Source organism: Streptosporangium saharense, from assembly GCF_014203715.1.
Classification (GTDB): Bacteria; Actinomycetota; Actinomycetes; order Streptosporangiales; family Streptosporangiaceae; genus Streptosporangium; species Streptosporangium saharense.
This window is the reverse complement of record NZ_JACHJP010000008.1, coordinates 115,951-130,003: the sequence shown is the minus strand read 5'-3', so window position 1 is coordinate 130,003 and position 14,053 is coordinate 115,951. Positions and strand designations below refer to the sequence as shown.

Annotated in this window: 15 protein-coding genes; 3 read left to right on the top strand and 12 right to left on the bottom strand. The window is 68.8% G+C overall.

The window, feature by feature from the left end; all coding sequences use genetic code 11:
- Positions 1 to 2 precede the first annotated feature (2 nt).
- Entirely contained in the window at positions 3 to 797 is a 795-nt protein-coding gene (locus FHS44_RS29905; RefSeq protein WP_184720701.1) for an alpha/beta fold hydrolase, read from the top strand.
- Positions 798 to 844: 47 nt separating this feature from the next.
- Here FHS44_RS29905 and FHS44_RS29900 read toward each other — a convergent pair whose 3' ends face one another.
- From FHS44_RS29900 to FHS44_RS29875, 6 genes are all read right to left on the bottom strand, one after another.
- On the bottom strand, positions 845 to 1,162 hold the full coding sequence (locus tag FHS44_RS29900; protein WP_184720699.1) for a hypothetical protein: 318 nt from the start codon (positions 1,160 to 1,162) through the stop codon (positions 845 to 847).
- A gap of 571 nt (positions 1,163 to 1,733) precedes the next feature.
- On the bottom strand, positions 1,734 to 1,955 hold the full coding sequence (locus tag FHS44_RS29895) for a helix-turn-helix domain-containing protein (RefSeq protein WP_184720697.1): 222 nt from the start codon (positions 1,953 to 1,955) through the stop codon (positions 1,734 to 1,736).
- A 9-nt stretch (positions 1,956 to 1,964) separates the two neighbouring features.
- Complete coding sequence (locus FHS44_RS29890) at positions 1,965 to 2,204, bottom strand: hypothetical protein (RefSeq protein WP_184720695.1); 240 nt, start codon at positions 2,202 to 2,204, stop codon at positions 1,965 to 1,967.
- A 420-nt stretch (positions 2,205 to 2,624) separates the two neighbouring features.
- Positions 2,625 to 3,029, bottom strand: coding sequence for a hypothetical protein (locus tag FHS44_RS29885; RefSeq protein WP_184720693.1), 405 nt, complete (start codon positions 3,027 to 3,029; stop codon positions 2,625 to 2,627).
- Positions 3,026 to 3,388, bottom strand: coding sequence for a hypothetical protein (locus tag FHS44_RS29880; RefSeq protein ID WP_184720691.1), 363 nt, complete (start codon positions 3,386 to 3,388; stop codon positions 3,026 to 3,028). Before FHS44_RS29880 ends, FHS44_RS29885 begins: the two co-directional genes overlap by 4 nt.
- A complete protein-coding gene (locus tag FHS44_RS29875) occupies positions 3,385 to 3,639 on the bottom strand; it encodes a hypothetical protein (RefSeq protein WP_184720689.1) in 255 nt (84 codons plus the stop codon). Before FHS44_RS29875 ends, FHS44_RS29880 begins: the two co-directional genes overlap by 4 nt.
- Positions 3,640 to 4,725: 1,086 nt before the next feature.
- Here FHS44_RS29875 and FHS44_RS29870 point away from each other — a divergent pair.
- Positions 4,726 to 5,535, top strand: coding sequence for a UTRA domain-containing protein (locus tag FHS44_RS29870; RefSeq protein WP_184720687.1), 810 nt, complete (start codon positions 4,726 to 4,728; stop codon positions 5,533 to 5,535).
- Between the two features lie 250 nt (positions 5,536 to 5,785).
- Here the strand turns inward: FHS44_RS29870 and FHS44_RS29865 are convergent, their stop codons facing one another.
- The 6 genes from FHS44_RS29865 to fxlM all read right to left on the bottom strand — a co-directional run bounded on the left by FHS44_RS29865 (position 5,786) and on the right by fxlM (position 13,629).
- On the bottom strand, positions 5,786 to 6,319 hold the full coding sequence (locus FHS44_RS29865) for a GNAT family N-acetyltransferase (RefSeq protein ID WP_184720685.1): 534 nt from the start codon (positions 6,317 to 6,319) through the stop codon (positions 5,786 to 5,788).
- 870 nt (positions 6,320 to 7,189) lie between these two features.
- Positions 7,190 to 8,062 (bottom strand): thiopeptide-type bacteriocin biosynthesis protein, encoded by an 873-nt coding sequence (locus FHS44_RS29860; protein WP_184720683.1) that lies wholly within the window; start codon positions 8,060 to 8,062, stop codon positions 7,190 to 7,192.
- An 18-nt stretch (positions 8,063 to 8,080) separates the two neighbouring features.
- Complete coding sequence (locus FHS44_RS29855) at positions 8,081 to 9,259, bottom strand: lanthionine synthetase C family protein (protein ID WP_221461473.1); 1,179 nt, start codon at positions 9,257 to 9,259, stop codon at positions 8,081 to 8,083.
- Entirely contained in the window at positions 9,217 to 12,147 is a 2,931-nt protein-coding gene (locus FHS44_RS29850; RefSeq protein ID WP_184720681.1) for a lantibiotic dehydratase, read from the bottom strand. The genes FHS44_RS29855 and FHS44_RS29850 overlap by 43 nt, the downstream gene beginning before the upstream one ends.
- Positions 12,148 to 12,213: 66 nt before the next feature.
- Complete coding sequence (locus FHS44_RS29845) at positions 12,214 to 12,354, bottom strand: hypothetical protein (protein ID WP_184720679.1); 141 nt, start codon at positions 12,352 to 12,354, stop codon at positions 12,214 to 12,216.
- A gap of 30 nt (positions 12,355 to 12,384) precedes the next feature.
- Positions 12,385 to 13,629 (bottom strand): methyltransferase, FxLD system, encoded by a 1,245-nt coding sequence (gene fxlM, locus FHS44_RS29840; RefSeq protein WP_184720677.1) that lies wholly within the window; start codon positions 13,627 to 13,629, stop codon positions 12,385 to 12,387.
- Between fxlM and FHS44_RS29835 the strand changes: the two genes are divergently transcribed.
- Positions 13,607 to 13,876, top strand: a complete 270-nt coding sequence (locus FHS44_RS29835; RefSeq protein ID WP_184720675.1) for a hypothetical protein — start codon at positions 13,607 to 13,609, stop codon at positions 13,874 to 13,876. The genes fxlM and FHS44_RS29835 overlap by 23 nt on opposite strands.
- The last annotated feature ends 177 nt before the right edge of the window (positions 13,877 to 14,053 follow it).

Genomic DNA, 14,053 nt, shown 5'->3' with positions numbered 1-14,053 from the left:
GTATGTCCACCGCTCTGCCCAACTCCAGCCTCGGCCGCGTGGTGCGCGGCACCGGCCCCGGCCTGCTGCTCGCCCACGGCGCCGGTGGCGGCATCGACGCCAACTACGGCCCCATCATGGACACCCTGGCCGCCCAGCACACCGTCGTCGGCCCCGACTACCCGGGCACCGGCCGTACCCCGCGTGCGGAAACCCCGCTCTCCCTGAATGGCCTGGCCGACGAGTTGGTCGCCACCGCCGTGGAGGAGGGCGTGGAGACCTTCGCCATCGCTGGATACTCGCTCGGCACGCCGGTCGCCATCCGGGCCGCCACCCGTCACCCCGACCGCGTCACCGCCCTGGTCCTCACCGCGGGCTTCGCCCACCCCAACCCACGGTTCCTGCTCGCGGCCCGGATGTGGCGCGACCTGCTCCGCGCGAACGACCTGGAGCACCTGGCCGGCTTCCTGTCCCTCATCGGCCTCAGCGCCCCCGCCCTGGACGCCGTCGGCCAGGACGACCTCGACGCGGCCCTCAGGACCACCGCGGCCACGATCCCCCCGGGCACGCCGGAGCACCTCGACCTGCTCATCGACCACGTCGACGTACGGGCCGACCTCACCGCGCTCACGGTGCCGACCCTCGTCATCTCCACCACACTCGACCAGCTCGTCACCCCGCACCACCACCGGCAGCTCCGCGATGCCATCCCCGGGGCGCACTACGCCGAGATCCCCACCGGCCACCTGCCATTCGTCGAACAGCCCGAACAGTGGGGAGCCCTCATCCGCGACTTCCTCCGCGACAGCCGTACCTGACGGACACGGCAGCACCCCCGCCCAGGAGAAGACGGGGGTGCCGGAGCTCAGGGAATGTAGATGGTGAAGTACCAGCCCGCCTGGTTCTGCCGGTCGCCCCCGTACCAACGGCAGGGACCGAGTCCGGTGAACTCGCCGTTCTCGGCGGCGTCCTGGTAGCCGACCCAGCAGGCTTCCCTGGTCTCGTAGCGAAGGGACCAGTACGTGTCCGGCGGCAGCGGAGAGAAGGCGCGGCTCTCGGCCGAGGCGGACGCGGCGCCGGTCTGGCCGGTGACGGAGGCGGAGGCGGGTACGGCACCGGCCAGGGCGACGGCGCCCAGTGCCGCCGCGAGCAGAGCTGCGGCGGGTAGTCGGCGAATCTTCACGGTGGCTCCTCGGTCAGGTGGAAGGACACCCTCAGATGAGCACCGATCAGCGAATTCAGGGAGCTATCGTTTTTCCATATTTCGGCTGCATGGTCCGGCGAAAAGAAGCGTTTTGTCACCGTCGAAGTACAGGCGACCACACGTTCCTGAACCGTCTTCCACAGAGGGTTCCGAAAGTGCCGTCAAGCCTTCGACATGAAGGAAGCGCACACGAGAGGAAACCGGGTCGCGGCCGCCCTGCTCACCACGTCACTGCTGGTAGGCTCCACGTCCCCCGCCTACGCCCTGCCCGACTCGTGCACGGTCAGTTACGACGGATCGACCGCCTCCTCCCAATCTATGTGGATCATAATCCGATTAACCCGCAGAACCCCTGCTGGGGAAAGGCATGGGGTAACAAGGCTCCCGTCGACGCCGTCTCCCGCATAACTATCGGCGCAGCAATTCTGAAGCACAAAAACTAAACGGTTGAAGAATTGATAACACGAAAGCCCCGTCCACCGTATGGCCTGGGGAGCCCACTGATCAGCACGACGTCCCCCAACTCCGTCGGCGCTGAACAGGCAGCGGGTCAGCCACCGGCGAGGATCACGTTGATGTCGCTCTGCCGGTAGCGGCGCTGTCCGCTGGGGGTCTTGAGTGAGGGGATCTTCCCGGTGAGGGACCACCGGTTGACGGTCTTGGGGTCCACGCCGAAGATGTGCGCGACTTCTCCGGGGGTGAGGAGCCGGTCGGTGGTCTCCGGTCCGGTGGTGAAAGTCCCGTCGGGCGCGACGGCCTTGGGGGTAAGCATGGGGCTCCTTCAGTAGCGGAGGTTGTGGAGGATCTCGTCGTGCCGCGCCAGCGCGCTGGCCAGTCGGCGCAGGCTGGTACGGCCCAGCACGTCGCGGGCTCCGGCTTTGCGCTGGTCGGGCCGCAGCGGGCAGTAGCGGGTGGCCCACCATTGGGGCAGGCCGGGCAGGTCGCGCTGTTCGTAGCGCCACCCTGGGTGGGTGCTGATGAGCAGGCTGATCATGCGTTGCTCGTAGTTGTATTCGGTCATCGTCGTCTCGCTTCGGAGGACGGACAGGAAACACGCTCCGCCCGGGGTCAGCAGGGGGTGGAAGCTCGGGTCAGAGGGGGCGAAGCTGCGATCCCGCGCGGGGAGTTCTCGCGGGAATGGAGCAGGGAGTTCTCACGGGGAGAAGGTGGGGTGTTCTTGCGGGGATGGGGTGGGCGGGTGCCCGGCCCGAGCCGGGGAGCATGAGCCGGGCACCCTGGAGGAGGACCGGTCTTCCACACGTTGTGGAAGACCGGTGCGCCAGACGGCTCCCCCTTCCCCAACACGCCCTGCCATGTCCCGACGTGTGTAGGAGCCGCCTTGCGGAGATGTGCGGCCCAGACCCCTCCCGCCTGGGCCGCACGTTCATGAGGTACGGCGGGCAGCGGGTGGGATGAGGTCCCACCGCCCGCCGTACCGGCTTCAGGAGCGCAAGAGTCTGCGCAGTGTGGGAGGTCGTTGAGCGATCCGACCGGCCCAAAGAGCGTGGGCGGCGTGGGTCTGCAAGGCACGGGCAGCGGCCACGGCCCGGATGCTCGGCGGCACCATCGGGGAGGCCTGAGCGGTCAGGCGAGCGGACACCGGCCTGGGCGCCTGGGCGGGCGTCTGGGCGGTCAGCTTGCGGTCCAGTTCCTCCGCCGACTCCGCGCGCACCAGCAACACGGCGCCGGGTTCGGGCCTGCCGGACAAGGCACAGCGGTAGGCACTCCACAGGCCGGACTGCGCGTTGTGGAAGACCAGCCAGCCGGGGTGGGCCGTTTGCAGGGTGTTGCAGGTTCGATCTGAAAGCCCGGCCTCTGGACGAGTCGCGTTGAGTGATGGCATCATGCCGTCCTCCCGCCCGGCGAATGCCGCCTTCTGGCCGGGCCCCGCTCACGCGGCCCAGTGGGCGGACGCTCCCTGTTGTCGCGCGGGGCCAGCGAAGGCGGCGCGACCTGGACCAGCCGGGTCATCTCCGCATCCTGCATCCGCTCCTCCAACCCCTCGGAGGTCGCGTCTTCGACCACCACCAACTGCGGGCCGTCCCAGGACGCCACGGCGTAGAAAGCGCGCTTGCCCAGGCTGTAGAGCACCGTCCAGTCAGACCACACCTGATCGAGCCGCTCGGCCTCGGCCCGCGCGGGGCCGTCCCAGACCCGCTGATACACCGAGGCGTACGGCTGGCCGTCACGGTGCCGTCCCGTCACGAGACCGGCCCCGTCGTCTCAGCGGCGGCCAGGTTGGTCTTCTCGGCGGCGGCGACGGCGGTGCGGGCCTTCTCCTGCTCGGCCACGGCGGCCTGGACCTCCTCGAAGGTGTCGGCGTCCGCCGCCGGTTCCACCCCGGCCCGCAACGCCACCCGGGGAAAGGCCCGGTTGCGGATCGCCCAGTACCGGCCGGTGTCACTGACGATCAACCGCCAACCCGGGATCGCCGGGCTGTTAGGGGTGTTGTGCATGATCTGGACCTCCGTGATCCGATCAGAGGCTCTGGCCGACGAGATGATCGCCAGACGGGCCTGCCCTACGGGACAAGAGAAAGAAGGGCGCGCGCCGTACGGCACAGCCGCGTGAGCGCCGGAAGCCGGACGAGCATGAGGAACGCGGCAGCGGCCTTCGCGTCGAGGCGGCCTGCCGGTCGCGGGCCGTACCGCATTCCTGCGGAAACCAGGCCGAGAGAGACCGGAGCGACGCACCCTGACCCAGGAGATCCCCGATCGGGGAACGCCGGGGGTAAGGCGCCGAGTTCGTTTGGGCGGCGAAGGACGTACCGGCACAGCAGGCACAGAGCCCGAAGCCTGCACCGGAGCGGCAACCAGGTCATCGACAGGAACCGGCATGAGATCCGGCTCGGAAACGGCTTCCACGAGACCGGGCTGGCCATCCAGTACGGCATTCACGGCCGGGACCGCTGCGGGCGCCCCCGGCTCAGGAACGGGACGCCGCTGGGCGGGCACCAGCGGAATCACCTCGCCCGGCGCGACCTCCACCGGAGGCCGAGGAGCGGGCAAGATCTGCGGGCCGTACTCACAACGAGCCTGGAGACGGGCCTGCATGAGCACGCCGGACGGCTGCACGTACTCGTGCCCGTCCTGCTGCGAACAGCCGTGGGCGTACGGCGAATGCCCGCAGCGGGCACACCCCATGGGCAGCGGTACGGCACCGGCGAAGCAGCCGCAGCCGTCCCTGGTCGGCGTGTCCGAGCTGGAGCCCGGAGCACTACTGTTGCTCACGTCAGGAGTTACCTTCCTGATCAAGGCCCCGGCCGGTGTTGCCTCACCGCGATTCCGGGGCCGATCTCGTAACGAAGCTGTGACCGCGCGGCCGGTGACCGCCAAGTCCTCGGCCGCGCGGCGTATCACTCGCGAGTGCGACAGACTGGACGACGTGACCGCCACCAATCCACTCGCATTTGTCCGTTATGGTCTTAATGCCCCCTTGTTTATGGGGGCTAAAGTCCATGTGCTCGGACGATAGCCTGCCGTCGACAGCGACGCAATAGGGGGGCTAAATTTCGAGTGGACGCGATGTGAAGGACCGATACCTTGGATGCCAGGACGCTGCATGACATCGCAGCCATTTCCGACCCACTTGACCGTGCGCGCGCCGCATCCGCCGCTATGGCAACGCTGCAAGGCCAATCCGTAGAACTCTCCCGAATCCGCCGCGCCGCGATCATCGAGGCTCAGGAGTCCGGCATGAAACAGGACGACATCGCCCGCCATCTGGGGGTGACCCCAGGAAGAGTAAGCCAGATGAAGAAGGCCGGAGCCCCACCCCACCAGGCCCCGACAGGACCCATCGAGCCACGACCACGCGTCATCGTGGAGCGGGCGATCCCCACACCACCGTCAGTACGCGGCTCGAAATCCCTCTACCTCACCGAAGCCGCCAGCCAAGGACTCAGGCCAGAGCGCAAGATGCTCTTCATCGGCCCCGAACCAGCCAGTGAGCACGTAGCCGTCGCCCTGCGGGTCGAACCGGGCGACAGTGTGATAGCCCGGCGCAAGATGTTCTGGGCCAACGACGTGCCGGTACGGATCTCCACCAGCTACTTCCGCCTCGACGTCGCCCAGGACACCAGACTGGACAAACAGGAATTCGTACTGCCCACACTCCAAGCGGCGATCGAGGACCTCGGCCACCGCTTCAGCCACGCCACCGAGACGCTGACCTCCCGGCCGCCAACGCCGTACGAAGCCGACCTGCTGGAGATACCTGGCGAATGGGTCGTGCAGGTGCTCCGGATCAGCGTCAGCACCGCCGACGTTCCCATCCACGTGTTGGAAACCGTCTGCGCGGCCAGCCGACACGTGTTCGTAATTGGACAAGTGGCCGGATTCGACCACTTCTGACCACCCATCTCCGAAAACCACCTGGCCCGGCGTTCACCCCACTCGGCGGTACTCGTTCAGCGGCCCATAGAACCGATGTTCTCGACGCCTGACGGTTCGCTTCCTGCAAGGCCCCTGGTGCTGATCCGACACCGGGGGCTTGCACTACTTGCACAGCCGGGCAGCGGACGACCATGGTGACGCATCTGGCCGATGAGGTCCTTGAAGCGGTTCCCGTGGGCGAACAAGTTGCGCATGCGGTGGCTGACTATCAGGAACTGGTCGCCGCCTCAGGGCGTAGGGCGATCATGTGAAGGTCGAACGCCTCTGCGGTCTCGCCTTCGACCCCTGGGGTCTGGCCTATCGGCTTCCATCCCCATCGTTCGTACATGCGCTGCGTTTGCTGGTTGTCCAGGACGGTGGCCAGCGTCGCCCGCTCCTCGGAACGCGAGCTGAGCAGCCCATCTATCAGACGCCTGCCGAGCCCGTGGCCTCGATGGGACGGCAGCACCGCCAGATCAATCACCGCGAACGTCCGCCGCCCGGTCTCGACGGCGAACCCATCAGGCGGGGGCGGCCAGAGCCCCTCCCACCAGGTCGAGCGTGCCGAGAGCGGCAGACCGTAGGCGAAGCCAACCAGCACACCGTTCTCCCGCACTGTGACCGCCTCGAATCCGGCCGACTCGATCTGCCGGAAAGTCCGCCGCCTGTGATCCTCCAGGTCGTAGCCGGGGAACACGACAGCGTAGACCCGCTGAATCTCATCGAAATGCTCCCGAGTGCCCCCGGGGCCGAGACGGCTCATCTCCACCTGGCTCAGGGACACATCCTCACCACACCCACCCGCCCGAGAAAAGAAGAGAACCCGACGTCTTCAGACAGGACACCTTTACGGATGATGCGAAGCTCGGAACATTCGACTTCTGCCCCACGAGCCCGTCATCATGGACAGAGCTTCATACGCCGAGCCGTACCCAAAGATGATCAACGCTCTGACCTGCACCTCTGCACAACCGCCGGGCCGCCGCAGAATCAGTCCGCCCCACCCCCCGTCCGGCCCTACTTGACCTGGGACTTTACCCTCGGGTCGCTCATCACCCTGAAGGGTTCGCAACATGATCAGGGCTTAGCTACAGCGCTGCCAGCCGACGCGTCGCTCATCACCCTGAAGGGTTCGCAACGCGCGATGTCGGCCCGGGGTCGGCCATCATTTCTGGGTCGCTCATCACCCTGAAGGGTTCACGACTCCAGCCCACGGGGGTCGCAAACACACACCGCGAGCTGCGGGCCGTACCTCAGAATGGCGAAGTTGGGCCGGGGTCATCGTTGCCACTTCCGCGCCTCGATGGTCGAGGCCCTGCGGTGACCCGTGCGGTGGGCTGGATTGACCAGCCGCCGCTGGAGGGGCATCGCGGGCGAGGCTCGGCTAGGTCAACGATTCGGCCGGGACCACGATCGACAGACCCGTAGTCTCCTGGGAGGACTGGCCGAGCTGCCTGACCGACTTAGTCAGCGGCGGTACCGCTACCACGCCGACCCCAAGATGAAGGTGCGCGGCCCGATCACCGTAGTGACCAGACCGGCGCCTTCGACACCTAACCGCTCACCTTTCGCAAGGCCCTGGCGCTGACACACGGCCGCGGGGTCCTGTGCGTGAGGACACGGGAGGCGTTCCTCAGGAGAGCGTCCGGTCGGGCTGGCCATCGCGCACTGCCCGCGGTGAGGTTCCCCCTGTTGAACAAAGGCGACACAGCGCTGTTGGTCGGACCTGTTGCTGGGATGGTTCGTCGAGGATGACCTCTTTGGCGGCTTGGGCGATGGCTGCCTGTGTTGGTGTGGGGAGGCCGAGTCGATTCCAGGCGAAGACGATGTGGTGGGCGATGACCGCGCGCAGGCCCCGGGTCAGGGCACCGTCGCGGTTGAGTTCTTCCAGGGTGGTACCGGCCTGTTCGAAGGCGGTGAACCGGTCGGCGGCGTAGGTCAGGGATCCGCTGGCGCGCAGAGGGCGGGTGTCGGCGGTGAGCAGCCTCCGGGTGGCGGTTTTGAAGCAGGCCCATCGGGTGGGGGCGGGTAGATCTGCTGGTGGCCGGAGGTCGGCGATGCAGGCCCAGATGTCGCCCTGTTCGAACCAGTCGAGTCCGGCGGCCCGCATCATCGCGGTGCATAGCAGGATGGTGAGTTCCCGCCGGTCGCCGCGGTCGTGGGCGTGGTTGAGGATGTGGTGGCTGTCGGCGTGGAACAGGGCGTGGGCGGCATGCATGCCTGCACTGCCGCCGAAGGCGTGCGTTTCGGGCTCGTAGACGCTGGCGGTCGCCGACCATGGGCCCGATGCGGTGACCGCTGCCCAGACGGTGTCGGCTGCTGCGTCGCTGGTGGCCCGGTACCGGATTCTCCATTGTCGTTTGCGGGTGAACCACCAGCAGGTGACGGCTCCACCTGTCTCGGCGTCGCGCAGGGCGGGGGCGATGTGGGTTGCCACGAGGTGTTCGGCGTCGCCAGGGTCAGTGAAGGTGAGGTTGGCCTGGTGCCAGTCTCCGTCAGGTCGCATGGGTGAGTCCCTTCGCTATCAGCGCAGGAGCATGGCGGTGTCCCAGGTCGTCGCGGGTGGCTTGCGGGCGGCGAAGGCGTGCAGGGCGAGGGCGTGCCCGGCGCTGCCGGTGAGGAACCCGGTCGGCTCGGCTGGGTGGACGCGTTGGCGCAGAAGCAGGTTCGCGGTGTCGAGGAGTGGTGTGGAGGTGTCGGCGGCGATGCTGGCGACGGTCATGTGGAGGCCGGCGGCGCCATGGCAGAGACCGCGGTCGATGATCAGCCCGGTCTGGCGGGGATCGGTGAGGCAGCCGATCACGGCGGATTCGGCGAGGGTGGCTCGGGCGGGGTCGCCGGTGGCGAGGGCGGCGAGTTGCATCGCCCTGCTGATGCCCGGCGTGCCGTAGCACCAGGACGGCCGGGGCGGTCGGTGTTGTGCTGGTCGGCCACGTCTGATGTCATCGAGCGACACTGTTTCGGGCCACCAAGGGTGTCCATGGTGGTTTTGCTGCCAGGTGTCGAGCCAGGCGCAGATCGTCTCGATGGCCTCGCGCTGGCCGGGGACGGTCAGGCCGTCGCGCAAGGCGAGGCTGAGCAGCGCCAGGACTCCGGTGATGCCGTGGGCGATCCCGTGGTTGGCGTGGCCGCCGGGCGGGTGGCTCTCGGCGCGTCCGGGTGGCGCTTCAGTCCACCAGCCGGGCAGGCCGTTCACGGGCCGGGTGAGACGCACGAGGTAGGTGAGGACGTCTTCGACGAGATCGCCGGTGGGATCGTGGCGGCGCAGGTGTGCTCCCAGACCGGTGAGTCCGCTGATCAGGTCGTATTCGCCGACGTCGGGGCGCTGGCCTGAGCTGATGCGATGGCGGGCCCGGTGGAGTTTGCGGCGGGTGATGGTCTGTACGGCGCTGTCGCAGGTGGCGCGGGCGGTCGCGTATCCGGGAAGGGCGCTGCTGGGGTGGAGCGCGAATGCGATTGTGGTCACGCCGTGGTAGAGGCCGCCGCCGGTGTTGATGGAGAGTCCGTTGCTGACTGCGGCGTTCAGCCAGCGGTCGGCAGGTGCCCAGCCGCCGTCGGCGAGGGCCCGTTCGATGTGCAGGAGCGCGACACCGGCAGCGCCGTCGCCGGTCAGGGACGGGTTGGGCACGCCGGTTGAAGGAGGCGCGTGCAACTGCTGTGCTATGTGGTCGGCGGCGTGACGTGCCCGTTCGTGGAGCCGCACGGTCTGCTCCTTTCCTGGTGGCGTGATCGCTGGGCGAGAGCCCGAGCCAGGCGCAGGCACATCCGTTCGGAGTCGGGGTCGAGGCCGATCATTCGGGTGTGGTGGAGGTGGAGCAGGTCGGTTATGGCGGCGTCGAGGTCGCAGTCGTCCAGGTGGCAGCGGTAGGCGGTGAGCGTACAGCGGCGCCGGGCGGCGAGGGCTGCCAGGTCGGCTGGCGGGCTGTGGTGGAGGTGGTGTGCTTGGGCGAGGACGGATCGGTCCAGTGCGGGGCCGCCGCCGTGCTCGATGTGGTCGATCAGCCAACGGGTGCCGTCGGTTCCCAGCAGACCGGTCGCGAGGCCGAGGTGTCCGGCGGCTGTCGCGGCTGCCGGGTCGATGCCTGCGCCCAGGAGGGCAAGGGTGTAGGCGGAGTCGGCGGCGAAGAGGGTCTCGGCGGCGTGGAGTGCATCACCGTGTCCGAATCTGCCGGTCTCGGGCTGGTAGGTGGCCAGGGTGAGGTCGCGTAGGACGCCGGTCTCGCGCAGCGCGGCGGCCCATGCGGCGAGGGCTGCTGCGGCGGGCCCGTACCGGTCGGGGTGGTGCAAGCGCAGCCGGAGCCGCAGGTGGGGCTGAGGCTGGCGGTCGCGGATGAACCACCAGTCGTTGGCGGGTCCGTCCCTCCAGCCGGACAGCAGGCGGGGCAGGTGGACGGTGAGAAGATCGTTGTGGCGGCCTGGGTGAGCGAACAGCTGCGCGTACAGCCAGGTGGACGCGCCGGGCAGATGCGGTGGCGTCGCGGCGGTGAGGTGTCGCCGGATCGGCCTGGCCGGTGGCCGCAGGGCGGTCGTGCGGGCCAGCGGCATGACGATCTCGTGGGGGCGGCCGTCGATCCAGCCGAAGTCCTGACCGGCCTCGGTCAGGGTGAGCAGGGGTGCCTTGCGGAGCTGCCCGCGCAGGATCGCCAGGTGCGCCGACTCGGTGAGGTCCAGGCCGAACACGACGTCGCCGACACCGGCCATGACGTGATCGGGCACGCGTCGAACCGCCCGCAGGGTGGTGAAGGCGGCACGCCATTCGGGCGCCGACGCACGGGGAGGGGGTAGCTGATCGGCGGTGAGGGTCCAGCGGGCCGGGCTGAGGATGATGCGGCCGTGGCGCAGGCGGGGCAGGAAGGCGAACTCGTCGGCGGCCTGGCCCCAGGAGAACGGGCGGCACGGTCGGCAAGCGCCGGTGCTGATCTCACAGAGCAGCCGCGCCATCGGCTGGGTGCCGTACCGCAGGTCAACGGCGTGCGGCAGCAACGGTTCGACGATCTGCCCGGTCCTGGTCGACACCAGGTAGAACCGGCGGGTGTCTGCGGTCACCGCCAGTTCGTCGGGGTCGAATGCCGCCTCGCCTGCGGGCCGGTGCTCGCCGAGCGAAAGGATCAGCAGCAGCTCGGGAACGCGCGCCAGGTGGCCGGTGCGCGCGACCAGCGGTGGGCACGACAGTTGGAGTGTGACGGCGCCTGGGGTGCTGACCGGCAGGCCCCGGTATGCCTTGGTGAATCGGGCTCTTTCGCTCTCGTCCAGGAGGTACAGGAACCGGCCGGCCGTTGTTCCGGCGTGGCGTGAGGCGCCCGCCACCCAGAGGGTGAAGTCGCCGGAATCGAGGGCGGCTGGAGCAGCAGCGTCCAGCAGGAACCGAAGCTCGGTGTGCGGGACTGGTCCGGCAGGCGGGCCGGGTGCCAGCCGTACCAGGAGACTCCCCTGCAAGGTCACCTCATGGCGGCCCTCCAGCGCGGCCTCCTGCGCGATGCGGGCGAGCACGAGGTCGCGGTCGCACCATCGGGCTGGCGGGTACGGCGCCGAGCCGCGGTAGCCAGCCGGGTAGCCGATCCCGCGATCGGTGTCGGTCACCTCCTTGACCGGCACGACGGTACCGATCCCGTACCGGTGCACGAACGCGGCGTGATACGCCCGCCAGACTGGACGGTCGGGGCCGAGGGCGGCCAGCAGCGACGCGGCCTGCTCAGCGGCGCTGACCACGGCGGGCGGGAGCGCAACCGCGCAGTCCAGACGCAGGTCCATGGCCCGCCTCGGCGCAGCGGCCAACGCTTGGGCGGCGGTCGCGGATCCGGTGGTCGCCGGTCCCGAAATTGCGGAGGACAGGTGCGGTGCCGGGTCGGTGACCGTCATCGGCGGGCGGAGTCCGCTCAGGAGTACTCCCAGCGCCACCAGCTCGGTCAGCATGGCCTCGATGGTGTCGATCGAGGCCATCGGGTGCTGTCGGCTCATCCTGTCCAGGAGAGCCGCGAAGACGATCGGGGCCCGCGTTGCTTCAAGCGCCCGTTTCAGGGGCGGCGACAGGGTGATCGCGATGTCGGCGAATCCGCCTTCTGCGAGGGGCCGGCACGGAACGATCCACTCGGTGCCGCGCCGGAAACCCAGGTTGTTCGCCTGGACCGGCAGGCGGCGCAGCACCTGTGGCTGTGCTTCCAGCTCGCTGGCAAGGTCGGCGAGCCAGGCGGCGTCGGCGCGTTCGACGCTGGTGTGCTGCCCGTCCCAGCGGACGGACGCGTGATCGGCAAGACCGGCTGGGGCGATCCCGGCGAACCCTCCGAACGGCGTTGCCCTGCTCGTCCATCGCAGGAGGTAGCGCATCAGCGCCTCGACGGCGCGGCGGGCCTGCTGGGGCTGCAGCGGGCGGGTGCCGTCGTGCAGGCCGGTGAGGGCGTGGGCCAGGTCGGGGCTGGCCACCGCGATGGCTTGGGCGACACCCTCCAGACACCACACCTGGTTGATCCAGGCCAGCAGGTTGGTGGGCTCGTCGGCGTCAAGGTCGGGCCAGGGCGGAAGACATAAGGCGGCGGGGTAGGCCGCAGCGCGCAGGAGCACTGCGTCCACTGCGGCGAACGCTGGTCGGTCCATGCTGCTCCTGTCTGCGGGCGGTCGTTCCCGGTGCCTGCCGGGAACGACCCCGACCCGTCGGGACTCTCAGCAGGGGTAGACGGTCTTGGTGGTCGTGCAGCCGTCGCTGGTGCAGTCGGCGCTGGGGGTGGTCGCCAGTTCGGGCGCGTTGTTCACGAGACGGACGTCGAGGGTGAAGTCCTCGGAGCCTGCGGGGTCGTCGCTCATCGACGGTCCTTTCGGTTGTCGGGGGTGGTGCTACCCGGCGATGTCCGCCGGGAAGTCGATGACGAGGCGGCTGTGCCATTTGTCCAGCCGGAACCCCTCCGCCAGCTCGTCGTCGGGGGTCGCGGCCGGGTAGACGCGCAAGCGGGGCTTGGGTCGGCCCGCGTGGTCCCAGGCGCCAATCTGTTCGGCGAGGAATGCGGCGGCGGCCTCGGCGTCGGGTCCGTGGGCGTAGGTCACGAACTCGTGCAGGCCATCGGCTGTGGGCTGCGGCGTGCCTCTGTAGGCCAGTGTCGCCACGTCAACGCGGGCGGGGCTTCCCCACCTCCAGGTCAGGCGCACGATGTCGGCGTCGATCGCCTCTTGGTCGGCGATGACCTGGCAGAATCCAGACACGGTCGTGGCCAGCCACATGTCCTGGCCGGAGGCGGACTCTTTCGAGCTGAAGGTGACACCCGACCGCGCGCTGGCGCGTGGCAGATCCAGGACTCCTGTCAGATCCCGCACCGGGTCGGCTGGGTTGGTGGAGGTGTCCTCGCCCAGCCACAGGCTCACCGACGGGTCATCACGCAGCGGGATGCTCAGACCCTGCCGGGCGCCCGCGCCCCGCAGGGGCACGAATCCACAGGTGAACTGGTCGCTGGAGACCAGCGTTTCGCCATCGCGCTCAAGCAGCCAGGAGCGGGTCAGACCCAGGGTGCGCAGCGGGACGATCAGGCGTCCACCGGCGGCGAGCTGGGACCACCACGCCGGTGAGATATCGGGTACGCCGACCGTCACGACGATGGCGTCGAAAGTGCGGCCCGGTTCGAGCTCGAATGCGGCGTCGGCGCAGACGACCTCGACATCGGTGTATCCGGCCTCGTCCAGGCAGATGCGGGCGCGCTGGGTGACGGCAGGGTCGATGTCGACGGTGGTCACCGAGCCGCGCGGCCCGACCAGCTCAGCGATGAGAGCCGCGTTGTAGCCACCGCTGCCTATTTCCAGGACGTGCTCGCCGGGCTTCAGGGAGGCCTGGCAGAGCATCGCGGTCTGCAGCCACGCCGCCGACACCGAGCTGAGATTCAGCCCGTCCTCGCCGCGCACGGTGACGATCGCGCCGTCTCCGTAGGCTTCCTCCAGCGGGACATCACCGGTGAACAACTGCCGGGGTACGGCCCGCAGCGCACGCGCCACCTCTTCCGGCAGCCTCAGGCCGAGAGCCTGCCGGTTCGCGGCGATCCGGTCGACCATCGCCTCCCGCAACTCCTGGGCGGTGACGGTGGTGGTGTTCAGCATCAGCTTTCTCTCCCTGTTCAGCGCCTGCCACGCTTCCGGCGAAGGCCACATTGTGTTCGGTGCCAGCTCCGAAGAGATCGACTTCGGTGGAGCGGGCATGTCGGTTCGGAGAACCTCGCGCGAGAGGCGCTCGATCCGCCGCTGGCGTGGCGAGGGCCGGTTGATTAGGACGGTTCAATTCGAGATCTGGGATCTGATCCGCATTTCGTGTGCGCCGTCTGATGGTGGCGGCGAGCCCGGGAAGTGACATCGGCGTCGATGGTCGTGGCCGCAGGCGAGGCGTGCCGTGGAACGCGGTTGATCGCTACGGCGACCGGCTCGCTGACACCTGTGGACGGAATCACGAGATAGGAGTACGCCACCGGGCTGAGACAGGCCAGAACGTTCACTGAGTTTCACACCCGCACTTAGTCTCACCTTGACT